Below are 17442 nucleotides of genomic sequence, written 5' to 3' on the forward strand. Positions count from 1 at the left end.
TTTAGGATTAGACTTTAATCCAGAGAACCCACTTGATCAGAATGTAAGAAGCCGGTATAAAGTAAAAGCTAATAGGCATGGTGCTGGTGCTGCATATTACTCGATTGACCACGTTGGTGTTAATGACCTAGTGTTGCTTCTTTTTTTCAACGGAATTGGGGGGGATTACATGAATTTGCCCACGGATATCAAGGCTCTTTAGGAAAAGTAGGGATGCCGTTAGGAGAGGTTTCTAACAACTTTTTTGGATGGTTTTTTCAGTACTATAGCATGTATACCGATAGATTTTCAACTAACTACGATTTTGCTGGTGGGCTTGGTGGAAGCAGCAGTAGAGGTTTAATAGATGAATCAGAAACCATACCTAATAAAGAAAGGATAGAGGGTAAGACGTTTTATGATTTGGATTTTTCTAAACAGCTGTATGTTTTATTAAATCTCTTCGAAAGTCTCGATTCTGAAAAAACATTAAGAGAATTAAATAAATGGTATCGACGATATTGTGATGCTCATGATTATAAAAATACAATAAATAACCAAGATGCATTTGTACGAATGATTGCAGAACAGTATGGATATAATGTGATTCCTTACTTTGAAGCTTGGGGAATAAAAGTATCTTCAGAAACAAAAGAGATGATTTTTGACAATGACTATAAGCTATTAGGTGTGCTTGGTGATATGGTTACTGATGAGGGTCTAACGACAAACATTAAGGTAGATGAAGGATTAGCAGGGGACTATTCATTAGTGAGTAATGATCTTTTGAATAAGTTTCAATTAACGGGTAAATTACAAATTGATATTAAGATTGATGGTTTTAACCAAATTAAAGATAAGTACCTATACTTATTAGATGGTGACCGATTAGTTAAAAAAGTTAAAGTTGAAAATCCAATAATTGAATTAGAGAATATGCCACTAGGAACTTATAAATTACAAATGCCTATTCCTAATGAAATGTCTATTCCTAATGAAATGTCTAATTATAAATACGATTATGACTATGTTATTGTGAGTCAGGGAGAAAGTAAAAAAGAGTATGAATATACTACTCTATCAGCGCCTGATTACAACAATAGTATGTGGTTAGGAATTAAAGGTATTTATAATACTTACGGATTTAAATTAGAATTAACAGAATCTAATAAAGCAAAAATTACATTAGGCGCTGCTAATTTAGGAAATCAAAATAGTACGTGGGAATCTCAACCAGATAAAATTTACACCTCAGTTACTATTTATGATAACCAAAATAATGAGGTTTATAAAAAAGAAGTAAAAGGTAGAGAATATTTTAGCGCATCAGGGGCAATAGTGACTGATATTGATATTGATTCTAGATATATTGTTGAAGTTTATCACGTTAACCCGAGAAATCATGTAAAAGTTTTTAGTACGTTAGATGGAGAAGAACTGTCAGATTATAGTACAACAGAGGTAACTACCCGATATATTGTTACTGATTATGGATTCCGTAAAGAAACTATGTCAGAGGAAGAGGGGGTTAATGCTAGCTATCAACGTTTAAAAAGTTATTTAACAAGAAAAATAGATGAATATCAAGAAAATGTAACAGAAGAAGAGTTAGAAAACAAACATAAAAATATTGGCGTGAAGCAAGAGATTTTAATGGCCATCGAAATGTTAAGAACTGAGGATCAAGTTAAATATAAAACATTGTATGATCGAATAAAAAGAGGCGGGATACCGAAGTTAGTTGAAATAAAAGAGTTCAGCTTTACTGTAGGGGCAGAAATTGATTTGTATAGCCTGATTGAAGCTAAAGACAACGAAGACGGAATATTGACATTAACATCGGAAAATACTCAAATTACAACAGATTTAGATGTCAACATCCCGGGGAGCTACGTCGTTAACTACGTGATTTTTGATTCAGATAAAAATAGGCTAGATCTTTCAATCCAAATTACTGTACTTGAGCAACCAGAACAACCGGGTGAACCGGAACAATCAGAGAATCCAGGCCAACCAGGTGAGCCGGAACAACCTGAGTTACCAGAACAGCCTGGGAATCCAGGCCAACCAGGTGAGCCGGAACAACCTGAGTTACCAGAACAGCCTGAGAATCCAGGCCAACCCGAATTACCGGAACAACCTGAGATACCAGAACAACCAGAGTTACCAGAACAACCGGGTGAGCCGGAACAACCGGAGAATCCAGGACAACCAGGTGAACCAGAACAACCTGAGTTACCAGAACAACCTGAGTTACCAGAACAACCGGAGAATCCAGGACAACCAGGTGAACCAGGACAACCAGGTGAACCAGAACAACCTGAGTTACCAGAACAGCCTGAGAATCCAGAACAACCGGAGAATCCAGGCCAACCAGGTGAACCAGAACAACCTGAGTTACCAGAACAGCCTGAGAATCCAGAACAACCGGAGAATCCAGGACAACCAGGTGAGCCGGAACAACCAGGTGAACCAGAACAACCAGAGTTACCAGAACAACCGGGTGAACCGGAACAACCTGAGAATCCGGGCCAACCTGAGTTACCAGAACAACCGGAGTTACCAGAACAGCCTGAGAATCCAGGCCAACCAGGTGAGCCGGAACAACCTGAGTTACCAGAACAACCAGGTGAACCAGAACAGCCAGGTGAGCCGGAACAACCTGAGATACCGGAGCAACCAGAGAATCCAGAACAACCTGAGTTACCGGAGCAACCAGAGAATCCAGAACAACCAGGTGAACCAGAACAACCTGAGTTACCGGAGCAACCTGAGTTACCAGAACAACCAGGTGAACCAGAACAACCTGAGTTACCGGAGCAACCTGAGTTACCAGAACAACCAGGTGAACCAGAACAACCTGAGTTACCGGAGCAACCTGAGTTACCGGAGCAACCTGAGTTGCCAGAACAGCCGGAATTACCAGAACAGCCAGAGTTACCGGAGCAACCGGAGAATCCAGAACAACCGGGTGAACCGGAACAACCAGGGAATCCGGAACAACCGGGTGAACCGGAACAACCGGAGAATCCAGGACAACCAGGTGAGCCGGAACAACCAGGTGAACCAGAACAACCAGGTGAACCGGAACAACCGGAGAATCCAGGACAACCGGATGTTAAGCCTCAACCTTCAAAACCTATCACAGGATATACAAATATCATGGGATATTTAGGTAGTTTATTACTTGTTGCGGGAGGGCTTCTTACATTTAGAAAGAAAAAATAATTAAATACGATGCATTCCATTAATTATTCACCTGTACTCCCTTTGGTTCTTCTGTTGCTAGACGAATCGGAAACCTTAGAAGTATAAATGAACATTAAATTTTCATTTTAAATATAAGGCTCATAAATCATAGTCCTGATATAGAGGGGTTTTATTATTATAAAACTCGTAGGAAATACATCATTATTTGTGTATAAACTTGATGAGTTTGATTTTTATGATGAAGAGGTGAAGGGAGAAAGATAAATGAACTCCTATTTCCGACGAATTTTACAGTGACATTTTCACAAGCAATGTCAGTATGTTGAGTACCAGTTATTTTTTTAAAATATAACTGGTACTATATATTGGATTTCTTATCCTTTTTAGGTGTCTTAAAAAATCATCTTTAAGTAATGTTTGAAAAGAAAATTAGTTTTATATTCCTTTTGATTCTTTAAGTGGGATAGGCTACCCGAAATGTAAAGTGGTAGAAAAATTCATCGCTATCCTCAACTATTAGGACAGTGAGTGACTATAAAGCGTATATGTATATACCTCTCTAGTCGTTATACTATTAAATGCTTCATCCGATAAACCTTTTGCTAATTTGAATTAAGACCTAATGCCTTTTATTGAAGAGATGTAATTTTCTCTATTCATTCGCTGTTTGTCTAAGAAGCTTCTCATATGAGTTGTATTGAAGAAGGAAATTGATTTGGGAAACTTTACTTTTTTTGCTAGATGATCCATCAAGCTTTTTTCTAAGAAAATCAATTGTTTAATAAATTTTAGATTTCAAGATAGTTGAAGGCATCTATTCTCCTTTTTTTAATTAGCAGCTTGTACTTGCGTCATAAATTTTACGTATAAAAAATAATTGGTTATGTCGTTTTTTGAATTATTTTTTGATTATATGCTATAATATCACGTAAATTAGCCATTATAGCTTCAGCTGAGTTAAAGGTGGTGAGGTTTCGGGGTTCACATCCATACCAATCAACGATTTTATAGAAGGGAACACCTTCCCCTGTAACAAATTTGAAATAACTTCGAATGCGAATGAATCTCTCTTGGGTTCAACACAGGGGAAAAACATAGAGGACAAGCATTCTAAAATTTCGCTCCATCGTGCCTCCTAGCCAACTATGGAAGGCATCATGAAGGGAGTCGATAGATCCTTAAGGTATACCGTAAAGATTTGGTCTAGGTCGTAGTCTTAAAAATTAGCCAAACTATAGGGTATAAGGGTGTATTTCTGATAGCTTAACTCTACTACCTATATTGTGAAATGTCGGTGAAGATATTAGACAAAAAAAGGGGAACTGTTAAATGAAATGAAAAAAGGAAAATTGAAGTTTCTCTTGAGTTTGTTAGGGTGCGTAACCTCCAGAAAAAATGGCATAAATTTATTATACGAGGAGAGATAATTTATGAAAAAAAATATAAAACGTAAGGGGATGACGTTAATCGAGCTTATTATTGTGATTGCAATTATTGCAATTATTGCTGCTATTGCAGTCCCATCGTTTGGATCAGTGGTGAAAAAATCAAAGAATACAGCGATGACTGTCACAGCGGACCGTTTAATGAAATCACTTGTTCATTATGTGACAGAAAATGATGAGGCGATTCGTCAATTAGGAGGCTTTAAGTATGACTCAACCAATAAAAAATACACAAGCCTTGAGATAATTGGGATTAGTGACGGAGATTCGTATAAATGGGAAACCTATATTAGTCCAGACACATTCGGACTTTTACAAAATTGTAAAAATCCTTTCTATCCGGATTTTCCAGCATCTAGTTGTACTTTAATATCAGATTCAAGTAAACCAAACCAAGGAATCCCATCATTTTCAAACTATCTTGATTCGATTATCGATCCTTATTCTGGGCGATTATTCAAAATGGTTATTCTTCATTATGATTATCAATATAAGTCAGAGAACAGTAATCCAAACCATACGTCTGGTGAGTTAATTCTAGGTGGATACACTAATGTAACGGTAGTGACAGATGACGGAACGATTATTGTATTGGATAATCAAGATGGAAGTATAAATCAGGGTGTGATGGATCCGATATCAGGAGAGTTAAAACCATTGGAATAAAGGTTGATAATGATAAGTGTTGAATGGGTTAATTTAAGAAGAAGTGAGGGGATTAAGATTGAGGTTAATTAGTAAGGTAAACCATCGATTAATTTTCATTGCAGGTCTTTTCTTAGCCACCTTTTTATACTCCACGTCATGGTTAACAGGATTTTTGCTAGATGATGCCGTTAAATTAACTGCGAATGTTCATTATAATCAGATGAGTAATCAGTTAACACGAGATGTTGAAGTATTGAAATCCATGACGGAGAAAATATCCACAAATCAGACGATTGTAGATATACTAGAAAGAAATCATGAATATCAACTACTAACGAAAGATGATATTGATGATATTATGTTACAAATAGATAATTTTGAAACGCTATTGAATACGTATCCTTTTGCTGAGACGCTTAATATTGTAAGTTTGCAAGGAGAATACTTATTCACGGGTGGGGAACTGTATAATAACTTTATACTACCAGCTCGTCCATGGTTTAAAGAGGAGTATTTAATTGAGAATCCGGGAACGATCATTACAGACCTTCATACCGATTATAGTACCGGAAGAGAGGCAATTGGAATTGTAACGTTTATTTACTCTGATGAGAATAATGACTTATTAGGAGCAGTTGTACTTGATGTTTTTGTTGATAAGTTAGTTGAATATATTGATGCAACGTTTTATTCAGGAGATTTGAGTGCTTCCCTCTACTTAAAAAGTAATAGTTCGTCAATAGGCGCTCAAATAAATGATAGTAAATCTTATTATACGAGAGATCTTGAAGGGGTATTCGGAAATAACAAGGTTAAATTCACTTTTAATCTTGATTCAATAAAAGCAAATAAACTCATTACTAACAGTCTATCTACTTTTAGAATCTCAGCTTTTTTAACAGGATTAGTTATCGCAGTTTCTTTAGTATCAGGGGTTAAATTGGCTTTTAGACCTGCATTAAAGGCGATTATAAAGTTGAAAGATTTAATAGAAAGTTTATCGAATGAAGAACACTCATTACATTCAGTTGACGAGTTTAAACAGCTAGAATTGTTAGCGAGTTCGTTAGAGAAAACATTTGATAATAAAATTCAGTCCCTCATTTATTATGATGAATTAACCTCATTACCGAATCGAAAAAAATTAGCTCTATTAGGAGCAGAGCTCTTGAAAACTAAGGAGCCATTTGCATTGGTGTTCGTTGATTTAAATAAATTTAAAATGATTAATGATGTTTATGGACATACAATGGGTGATTTACTGTTAATTCGATTTGGCGAAAAAATGCAACAAGCACTTGGTAATCGAGGGATTGTGACGCGCTATTCCGGGGATGAGTTTATTCTCATTTATAAAGGATATGAAGATAGATCTGAGTTTATTGATTATTATCAACAGTATATTGCGCCTCTTTTTGAATCCCCAGAAGCATTAACGGAGGAAATTAGTGTTAATATTGAATTTTCTCTGGGGGTTGCTGTTTACCCATACGACGGTGAAACACTAGAAGAATTAATTGATAAAAGTGATTTTATGATGTATAAGCATAAAAAAAATAAAGGAAAAGATAAAGTTTACTTTTTTGAAGATTAAATGTATAAAGAAACGCTATAAGAAGAATCATTAAAAATAGCGATTAAAGATTTTCCTGCGAATGATGAACTAGTATTGAATGACTCACTGGTTGTAATTGAAGCCGGAGGAGAGGGGGATGAAGGCCCTTATTTCTCATAAACACTTTCTGAATAGGTTCCTTTTAGATAGCAAATATGACATATGATAATATTAAAATAAATGTTTGTCTTCTGTTGAGTAGATTAAATTAAATTATTAATTATTAGGTTTTAATTGTTTTGAAAATTCTTTTTTCTTATAACAACTTGAATATATAAAATAAGTTTAGATTCGATGATGGATTTCTCTGTATATGGGTGCCTTGGAAATCAGGAGAAAATGGCACAACCGGCTAACTTACAAATTTATCATAGTCCTCGCGACTCAAAGATTATCTTTTGTATAGAAAATTATAATGAGTGGTGAAAAAGTAGGACGAGTTGAATATGTAATTGGAGGGTAATAATGAAAAAACAAAAAACTATTATAGATATAAAGGAGTTTATAAAAAGTCAGAGGATTAAGACAAGAGGTTTAAAAAAGTTAATGGTTAATATTTTAGGATATGCGACTATTTTTATTTTCTTAGGACAACTCGTTTTGGGAGGGACTAATTTATCCGAAGAAGTATTAGCACAGGATAAAAAAGTTATAAAGATAGGCTTTTATCCGGATGATTTGTTTTACTATTTCGATGATAATGGAAAGCGAATGGGGTATTATTACGATTTAATGGAACTTATTTCGAAATCAACGGGGATTGAGTATGAATATGTTGATATCTCTTTAGATTCAGCTATTGAAAATTTGAAAAATAATGAAATAGATTTGGTTTTTGGTGCTGGAAAAACGCCTGAACGTGAAAAAGAATTTATTTATAGTAAATATTATATCGGTATTGATAGTATGGGCGTTTATACAAATGATCCTAATATCAAATTTGGTCATATAGATGCATTAAAAGGATTAACCTACGGATATATAAACATATTAAGCTTTCAACAATTTGCTGATATATTGGATTCATTTGATATCTCAGTGAAAAGAGAGCAGGTGTCCTCTCTTGATGAATTATCCCTTATGTTAAAAAATAATGAAATTGATTTCACATTGGCATCTTCAACCGATCAGTCATTTCAAAAATTTAATAAAATTTATGAAATTTCTGTAGGGCCGGTTTATATGATGTCAACGAAAGAAAATGAAGATGTAATGAAAAAGATTGATTCTTTCTTTGAGGATAGTACATCTAGGGAAAAAATAGAAGACTTGTATAGTTCATATTTTAATGACTATAAAAAACAATCAGAAATCTATCTCTTATTATTCGTTCTTGTTTTCTTTACGGGGATAGGATTTGTTATCTATAAAGTAATTATTAAAATGGAAAATGGGGTGAGTTGTAGGCAGTTAAAAGAACAAATCAATAATAATCAATTTATTGTATACTATCAGCCTATTATTGATTTTAAAAAACATAAAATTATAGCCTGTGAAGCTTTATTGCGTAAAAAAGATGGAGACAAGGTTTTAAGTCCAGCATTTTTTCTAAACGATATTTATGAATTAGACTTAATGGAAGAAATGACATTATGGGTTTTATCTCAAATTTTAAAGGATTTTGAAGAAATTAAAGCAAATACTAAGGACTTAGATGAGGAGTTCTACATTTCGATGAATGTTTCCTTCAAAGAATTAGCAAGTAGTACATTTATCGATGAAGTTAAGCGAATATTAAAAGATGTTGACTTAACGAAAGTTAAATTATGCTTTGAAATTGTGGAACGTTATCAATTAGAAGACCGTGAGTTTATGAATGGTATTATTGCTGAGCTAAGACAATTAGGAATCCAAATTGCCATTGATGATTTTGGTGTGGAGTATTCGAATTTAGATATATTAGATAAAATCGAATACGATGTTATTAAATTAGATAAACATTTTATTGATGAGATTCAATCTTCACAAATACGAAAAGAAACGGTTTTATTTATTGGTAGAATTATTGAACATAATAATCGCAAGATGGTAATGGAAGGAGTAGAATATCCAGAACAATTAGATTCTTTAATAAAGTTATATCCGGGATCTGTTTATATCCAAGGTTATTTATATTCTCCTCCTATCGGAATTGAATCGATTAAAACATTCACAATTCCAGAAATAGAAGTTATAGAAAATAAAAAAGATTAAAAATGTAAATCTATTAGATTTACATTTTCTTATAATAAAAACATTTTTTATTATTTATAAAATCATAGCAGGAGCGGGTGAATTATGAAAAAAATTTCAGAGGGTTTGAGATACCTTTCATGATGTTGACATGTATATTTGGTTTTAATCAAATTATGCGGGGATATTATTTCATGGGATATCAGGCGATATTTTGGTTTATTTTAGCAGCTGTAGTTTTTTTCATCCCATTTTCGTTTATGATGAGTGAATTTTCCTTTAGTTTTAAAAATCATAATGGAATTTATGATTGGATGCAAAACTTAATTGGATCGCGATGGGCATTTATCGTTACATTTTTATGGTATACATCTTATTTGATTTGGATGGTTAATACGGCTTTTACGATATGGGCTCCACTACCTGGGTTATTTTCTAGTTCCCAAGAAAGATTTGAAATGTTAGGGATATCTAATGCACAACTATTTGGTATTTTAGGATGGACTTTTTTTCTTATTATTTTTATTATTACTTCACGTGGTTTAAAAAGTATAATGAGAGCAACTTTAATTGGCGGAATCATTAATATTATATTAAATGTAATGATATTTCTTATTGGTATAACAATATTAATAGTTAATAAGTGGGAAGCCCTTTATGAGATTAAACACTTTGTATTGCCATCATTTAATATCGATTTTCAAGGAATAGTGCCAATGCTCTCCTTTTTCACGTTAACTATTTTAGCTTTTGGCGGGATTGAAACGGTTATTAGTTTTGTAAGTCAAGTTGAAGGTTCTATTGAAAAAATATTCAAGTGGTTTATAGGATCAATTCTGGTCATTCCGCTACTGTATATTATAGGAATATTTGCTGTCGAATCCGTAGTAGATTGGAACAGCGTATTAGCAAATAGTGAGGTTAACTCGGGTAATTTTATTTACATTGTTATAAAAAATTTAGGATATGAATTAGGAATGGCTCTTGGTTTCAGGGAATCAACATGTTTACAAGTGGGAATGTTTTTAATGAGGTACGTTGGAGTATCGATGTTTATTTCATTAAGTGCTGCGATGGTTATTTTTTCGTATGCTCCATTAAAACAATTAATTGAAGGAACGCCAAGACAAATTTGGCCAAAATTATTTGTAAGATACCAACGTGGAACCCCTATTTCGGCGATGGCATTTCAAACTGTGGTATGTATCGTCTTAATTTTAACTGTTTCTTTTGGAGGAAATGCAGCGACGTATTTATTTGATAAACTATTATTAATGACAGGTATTTCAGGAGCGATTCCAACTATCTTTTTAGTGAGCTCATTTATTATTTTTAGATTTATAAAGAAAGAGGGGCGTACCTTTGTTATTTATAAAAATAAATGGTTTACGTTGATGATTAGTATAGTAGCTATATGTGCCATTACTTTTGCCAGTTTGTTTACAATTATTAATCCATTATTAAATCACGATTATCAGACGTTTGGATGGATCGTTAGTGGACCAATTTTCTTTGGTGTTATTTCAAATTTAATCTATAGTCGATATCAACGAACGTATGTCAATCGATTTAAAAATAAAAGATAGGATGTAGTCTAATTAAGAAAAGCTAGTCACCTGGGTTTAGATAGATTGAGATGAACTGCTTTGTTTTTATGGCAAGTTTTCCGAAATCCTCTCCCTTCATCTGAGAATATTAAATGAAGGGTAGGGGGTTCGTTTGATAAAGAAACAAATTTTAAAGGTTTTTAAACGATTTAAAATTTGCAAGATTATCTGATAAATAAATTGTTTTTTTATGTATGATACTTATGACCTATGGGAAAAGTTTAATGAAGAGGCCAGATGGGCTTTTAAATAAGTTAAAGTGATACTCTATTTTAAAAGTCATGCATTAGCCTAGTTTCATTTAAAAAGATGCACGAGTTTTAATGAAGAATAGGAGGAAGAAAGAATGAAAATTAATGATTTATTAATAGAAGCCGTTCGTTTAAAGGCCTCAGATATTCACATTACGGTAGGTGTTCCCGTCATGGTACGTTTACGCGGTGAATTAGTAGCACTTAATCAAGAAGTCATGACTCAAGAGCACATTGAAGAATTAGTAAAAGAGTTACTTTCAGAGGAGGGGTTCAAAGAATTTGAAAAAAACTTACAATTAGACTTTTCGTATGAGATTCCAAATTTTTCACGTTTTCGTGTGAATGCCTATCATCAACGTCAACAATGGGCATTAGCGATTCGTCCTATACCGACTCAAATTCCAAGTTTTGAAGAATTACAACTTCCACCTGTTTTAAAACAATTCGTTGAAAAGCCAAGAGGATTGGTGTTGGTTACTGGACCAACTGGATCGGGGAAATCGACAACGCTTGCGGCGATGATTGACTATGTAAATGAAAATTTTCAAAAACATATTATTACATTAGAGGATCCAATTGAATTTCAACATAATCATCGAAAATGTATCATTAATCAACGTGAAATAGGGGCAGATGTTCATGATTTTAATCAGGCATTACGAGTCGCATTACGTCAAGATCCAGATATTATTCTAGTTGGAGAGATGCGTGATCTTGAAACAATCCAAATTGCATTAACCGCAGCGGAAACGGGCCATTTAGTTTTAGGAACGTTACATACATCATCTGCTGCTTCTACCATTGAGCGTATTATCGATGTTTTTCCGGCAGAAAAGCAAACACAAATTAGAACACAATTAGCGGGAAGTTTAGTTGGGGTAGTGGCACAACGACTATTTAAGCGCCAAGATACGAATGGACGTCAAGCCGTATGTGAAATCATGGTTAACACCCCAGCGATTGCGAATCTCATTCGCCAAGAGAAAGTGTTTCAAATTCCAAGTGTTATCCAAACGGGACGCGATATTGGAATGCAGACAATGGAAATGGCCATTCATGAATGGATCATGCGCGGGGTTATTGGAACAGAAGATTCACTAGCTTATTTAGATCAAAAGTGACACGTTATGCTTTGAAAAAAGTTCAGAGTATAAAGAAAATAGATTATTTATCATAGTGGTTCAAGTCTTTAATCACTTAGGTGAAATAAATTTGAAAATCGAATCACTTTAAAAATCTAATTGAATGTCAGAAAGAGGCTAAAGTATCTTAACATCAAAATAAAAGTATCGAACTCCTTTGAGAGGGAATCATGTTTATAGCAGAGAGGTTCGAGAAAGGGGAGTTTGTACGACAACCTCAATGCATCTAAGTTACTTTACGTCGAAGCCTTCAGATAAAAACGTATTAGGCTAAAAGGTATAAATTGAACTGAGTTTTAGTCCTTTCACTATCTCTTTTTGGTTAATTGATGGGTGAGACTTTAGAATAGTTTTTTTGAGGAAAAATATTTTGGAGGTCTAAATTTAACGACCCATCTGTTTATAAGTATTCAACCTCTTCTCTTGTGATTCAATCTTGGTCTATTAAGAAGAGGTGAGGAAAATCGATGTATTTTGCATGCACGCCGCATAGGCGTGGCGTGGTGTTTAAAGGTAGTAGGTTATGGAGGAATAGGTATATTTCTGATGGATGTAGTCGCACTCCCTATAATGTAGGATGATTGAGAAATTTCTAGACAAAGAGACGAGAATCCGTTAAGTGAACTGATGTAAAGAAAAGTAAAGTGAACACTTAGGTTTCAAATAACAAATAACGCCTATTAATAAGGGCGTCAACTTATTATACAAGGAGAGAGAAAGTTGTTAGTGATGTATAGTTTAGTTTTCTTTTTAGGAACCTGTCTAGGTTCTTTTTATCATGTCGTAGGATATCGATTACCAATTGGTGAAAATTGGGTGAATGATCGTTCTCGCTGTTTAGCCTGTCAACACGAGTTGCGATTTTACGAACTTCTTCCGATATTTTCTTATGTACTTCAAAGAGGAAGATGTCGACATTGTAAAGTAAAGATTAAGCCTATTTATTTACTATCTGAGGTGTTAGCCGGAATTTTATTTTTAATTCCCGTTATTCTTTATGGGTGGAATGGGTTTTCTAACGGATCGATTTATCTTGTTTGGTTAGTCCTATCCTTATTCATTATTGTTGGGGTTTCAGAATTTTATTATCAAAATTCCCCGCAAAATGTAATTTTATTTTTCTTAAGTCTGTTACTTCTTTGGCAAGTCATTTATTTGAAACAAGATTTCCTAATGACATTAGCTGAGGCAGGAATTGGTTGTTTTATTAGTTTAATTGGCTGTAAACTCAATGTCATAAAATTAAAAATTCATGAATTGATCGAAGGAAAGGTTCTTTTTTATGCATTGGTGGGATATTTGTTAGGACAAAGTTCAATATTCATGACAGCTATATTCATCGTGGTGGGTGTTAAAATAGGCGATCTGTTTATTCACCGAGTGAAGTATCCGGCAATGTTATTAACGATGGGAATTTTTTTAATCAGTTATTGTTATTTATTAGGGAAATTAATGGAGATTTACTGATAAGAAGATGAGATGGGGAAATAGTCCTAGTATATTGATTGAAGATGGAACATAATATACGTACGATAACCATTCATTTACGAAAAAAATATTGAAATTTGTCTAATGCTAAGATATATTAATTTGGGAAAGTCTATTAATTTAAATTGAATGAACCATTCATACGAGGAAAAATCTAACATAAAAAATAAAAAAAAACAATTGATGATTGTTGCAGTTCTTCTATTATTGCGTATGGAATGTTCATCTGAAATAAAGGGGATTTTATGTTAATATTCATAACAATGATTGGAATAATAGTAGGTGTCATCATTCAATTGACTGGGAATGTATTGATGCTAGAACCTGAATCCTTCGATAAAAAAAGTTTAATCCAAGGGTATCAACAATTAAAAGCAGGAAAGCTATTCAATTGGTTTTCATTTAGCATGGGCGTTATTGCTGTACTTCTTTATTTAAAATTAGGATTATCGTTCATGTTTGTTAAAAATCTGTTTTTTATGATGATGATGGGATTAATTGCTTATATTGATTTTAAAGTGCTCTGTGTTTATCGCGTGACGACTATCGTGACGATGTGTATTGGGATTACCTTTACTTTTTTAGAGTATATTGTCTTCGCTATATCGCCTATTTCGTCGTTAATTGGTGCGTTTATAGGGTTTGCTGTGATTGCACTTATTGTGTATTTAACTCATGGGATGGGAGAGGGTGATATTGAAATCGCTGCGTTATGCGGATTGTTTCTAGGTATAGAGGGAGTCTTATTAACCCTCTTTATGGGTATTGTATTTGGGGGATTAGGTGGTGTTGTCTTATTACTTAGACGTTCTAAGACGTTGCGTGATGAAATGCCATTTGGTCCCTATTTGGTAGCAGGGGCAATGATTTCAATGATAGGTGCAAAAGAAATCATTGGTTTTTATTTGAGCTTATTTTAAATTTAAAAAGGATTCATGTGTTTAAATTAAGATAACATGCTAATAAAAGGATGGATAAATATGGCGTTAATGGAGAAAAAACGGTTAGGCGATCTTTTAGTAGAAGCCGGAAAGATTACTCATTTTCAATTACAAGAGGCCTTAAAATTACAACGTTTATTAGGTAAGAAGTTAGGTGAGGTCTTAGTTGAACAGAATATATTAACTGAATCCGATATTATAGATGCAATTCAAGAACAAACAGGGATTCAATCGATTGATTTAAACGAAATAACATTTGATAAACGGGCACTTAAAACGGTGTCACCTCACTTATGTGAAAGATATGGATTAATTCCAATTGAATTAGATGTTAATAAAATTAAAGTGGCAATGAGTGACCCGTTGAATATTTTTGCAATTGATGATATTTCAATTGCAACCGCTTTGGAAGTACAAGTGTACATTGCCCCTTTAAGAGATATCGAGAGATTTATTAAAATTCACTATACAAGTGAAGAAGTGACAAAAGCAGCTGAAGCTTTGAGTCAAGAATCCTTAAATAGTCAATCCATGATTGATGATGGTGCAGAGTTAGAAGACCTTCAAAATGCGCCAGTTGTTAAAATGGTCGAGTTCTTATTTAAAAATTCAATTGAGATGCGAGCATCAGATGTACATATTGAGCCCTTTGAAGATGAAGTCCGAATTCGTTATCGAATTGATGGAGACTTATGTCTCATTAATAAATTAGGTATTGAATTATTAGCTCCAATTGTTGCGAGGATTAAAATTTTAGCGGGACTTAATATTGCGGAAAAACGTATTCCACAAGATGGTTCGATTATGATGAAAACCGATAATTATGATGTAGATTTACGTGTCTCTATTTTACCCGTGGCAGATGGTGAAAAGATTGTTATTCGTATTTTGAATAAACTAGCGTTTAAAGTAGGACGCGAATATCTAGGAATTAGTGAAGATAATAATGCAAAAATTGATCGACTATTAAGCAATCCTCATGGAATTATTTTAGTTACAGGCCCAACAGGGAGTGGTAAAACAACGACGCTTTATACACTATTAAATGATCTAAACACCGAAAAAGTGAATATTATTACAGTTGAAGATCCCGTAGAGTATAAGTTAAAAGGAATTAACCAGGTAAATGTTAATAATAAAGCAGGATTAACATTTGCGAGTGGATTACGAAGTATTCTTCGTCAGGATCCAGATATAGTGATGCTCGGAGAAATCCGTGATGAAGAGACTGCACAAATCGCAATGCGTGCTGCCATTACGGGACATTTAGTTTTAAGTACGTTACATACCAATGATGCACCAACGACAGTGAATCGCTTGATTGATATGGGAGGGGAGCCGTATATTGTGGCCTCCTCCATTACAGGTGTAATCGCTCAACGACTGGTAAAGCGAATCTGTCAGCAGTGTAAAGAGTCGTATGAAGCATCCCCAATGGAAAAGTCCTATTTAAATATTCCAACTGAACAATCGCTCATCTTACATCGTGGGGCTGGATGCGGACATTGTCAGTATACAGGATATACGGGTCGAATCGGGATTTATGAAATAATGGAAATTACGAAAGACCATCGGATTGCAATTACGCAAAATAAAGATGCCACATTCTTACGCGAGATTTCGTTACAAAATGGAATGACAGAGTTATCTACTGAGTGTCGAAAGCTCGTGTTACAAGGTGTAACAACAATAGAAGAGATGATTGACATTGCAGGGCTAAACCATTAGGAGGAATGAAATGGCGAAGTTTAGATATCGTGCGTTAACCGCAACGAAAGAAAAAGTTGAGGGTTTCTATGTAGCAAAATCTAAAGATGAGGTTATCTCAATCTTAGTGGCAAATAATCATTATCCTTTATTGGTTGAAGAAGTCAATGATTTACTAAATACTGAAATAGGTTTTAAAAAAAAGGTTAAACTAAAAGATATCGCAATATTTTGTCGACAGTTTTATACAATGGTCGATGCGGGTGTAAAACTTGATTCATGTTTACATATCCTGGCTACACAGTTAACTCATCCGGTTTTAAAACAAGCGGTAGCCGATGTACATAATGAAGTTAAAAATGGAACCATGTTATCAAAAGCAATGAATCACCATAGTGACGTGTTTCCCAATTTACTAGTTAAAATGATTTCAGCTGGAGAAATTAGTGGAAATTTAGATGTGATTTTATTACGAATGTCAACTTATTATGAAAAAGAAAATAAAGTGAGTAACAAAATCAAAAGTGCGATGATATATCCCACGGTTTTAGCCTCAGTTGCAACTGTTGCAGTTATGATTATTTTAACTTATGTTATGCCGACATTCATCGAGATGTTTAATCAAAATGGAGTTGAACTGCCGCTTTTAACTAAAGGTTTGTTAGCAGTAAGTAGTTTTTTATCTTCTTATTTCTTCATCGTTATGGGCGTTAGTTTTGTTGTTATATTTTTATTTAGATTATATTCGAAAACTGATCAAGGATATTATCGATTGAGTCAGTTTAAACTATGGGCGCCTATTTTAAAACCGTTAAATGAAAAAATTGTTGTTGCACGATTTACACGTACTATTTCAACCCTTCTAGCCGGGGGAATTCCCATTGCACAAGGGATTCAAATGACATCGGAAGTCGTTCAAAATAAATTAGTAGAAGATAAATTGACGGAAGTGAAGGAAAAGGTCATTAAAGGAGAAATATTTAGTCACGCAATTCGTGATAGCGGGGTCTTTCCATCAATGTTAGCGTCGATGATTAATATTGGTGAACAAACAGGATCTTTAGATGATATTTTACATAAGACAGCGGATTTTTATGAAGATGAGTTAGAGGCTCAAATTCAGATGACAACTGCCTTAGTTGAACCATTAATGATTGTTGCTATGGGAATTATCATTGGGGTTATTGTCATGGCGATTATGATTCCAATGTTTGAGATGTATACGCAATTGTAA

The 17442-nt window shown here is 34.1% G+C and carries 10 protein-coding genes, 1 pseudogene and 1 riboswitch; all 11 genes and pseudogenes read left to right on the forward strand.

Translation table 11 applies throughout. The annotated features are described in order from the left end of the window. Window positions 1-168: 168 nt before the first annotated feature. A pseudogene (locus AC6I0I_RS02305) lies at window positions 169-597 on the forward strand (hypothetical protein); the annotation flags it as partial. A gap of 486 nt (window positions 598-1083) precedes the next feature. Then, a complete protein-coding gene (locus AC6I0I_RS02310) occupies window positions 1084-3207 on the forward strand; it encodes a putative mucin/carbohydrate-binding domain-containing protein (protein WP_497993667.1) in 2124 nt (707 codons plus the stop codon). 1412 nt (window positions 3208-4619) lie between these two features. Continuing rightward, a complete protein-coding gene (locus AC6I0I_RS02315) occupies window positions 4620-5300 on the forward strand; it encodes a prepilin-type N-terminal cleavage/methylation domain-containing protein (RefSeq protein WP_161832128.1) in 681 nt (226 codons plus the stop codon). Window positions 5301-5358: 58 nt separating this feature from the next. Beyond that, window positions 5359-6876: a sensor domain-containing diguanylate cyclase gene (locus AC6I0I_RS02320; RefSeq protein WP_262953551.1), complete on the forward strand. Its 1518-nt coding sequence runs from the start codon at window positions 5359-5361 to the stop codon at window positions 6874-6876. Window positions 6877-7175: 299 nt separating this feature from the next. Continuing rightward, a riboswitch (cyclic di-GMP riboswitch) is annotated at window positions 7176-7259 on the forward strand. Window positions 7260-7443: 184 nt separating this feature from the next. Beyond that, a complete protein-coding gene (locus AC6I0I_RS02325) occupies window positions 7444-9090 on the forward strand; it encodes an EAL domain-containing protein (RefSeq protein ID WP_497993652.1) in 1647 nt (548 codons plus the stop codon). A 119-nt stretch (window positions 9091-9209) separates the two neighbouring features. Then, on the forward strand, window positions 9210-10655 hold the full coding sequence (yjeM, locus tag AC6I0I_RS02330) for a glutamate/gamma-aminobutyrate family transporter YjeM (protein WP_262953549.1): 1446 nt from the start codon (window positions 9210-9212) through the stop codon (window positions 10653-10655). A 367-nt stretch (window positions 10656-11022) separates the two neighbouring features. Then, window positions 11023-12051 carry a type IV pilus twitching motility protein PilT gene (locus tag AC6I0I_RS02335; RefSeq protein WP_161832132.1) on the forward strand — a complete coding sequence of 343 codons (1029 nt, stop codon included), beginning with the start codon at window positions 11023-11025 and terminating at the stop codon, window positions 12049-12051. Window positions 12052-12801: 750 nt separating this feature from the next. Further along, entirely contained in the window at window positions 12802-13539 is a 738-nt protein-coding gene (locus tag AC6I0I_RS02340; protein WP_262953553.1) for a prepilin peptidase, read from the forward strand. 266 nt (window positions 13540-13805) lie between these two features. Further along, a complete protein-coding gene (locus AC6I0I_RS02345; RefSeq protein ID WP_161832134.1) occupies window positions 13806-14480 on the forward strand; it encodes a prepilin peptidase in 675 nt (224 codons plus the stop codon). A gap of 60 nt (window positions 14481-14540) precedes the next feature. Continuing rightward, entirely contained in the window at window positions 14541-16229 is a 1689-nt protein-coding gene (locus AC6I0I_RS02350; RefSeq protein WP_262953548.1) for a GspE/PulE family protein, read from the forward strand. 10 nt (window positions 16230-16239) lie between these two features. Further along, entirely contained in the window at window positions 16240-17442 is a 1203-nt protein-coding gene (locus AC6I0I_RS02355; RefSeq protein ID WP_262953547.1) for a type II secretion system F family protein, read from the forward strand.

It is taken from the genome of Turicibacter sp. St.80E1, assembly GCF_059728495.1.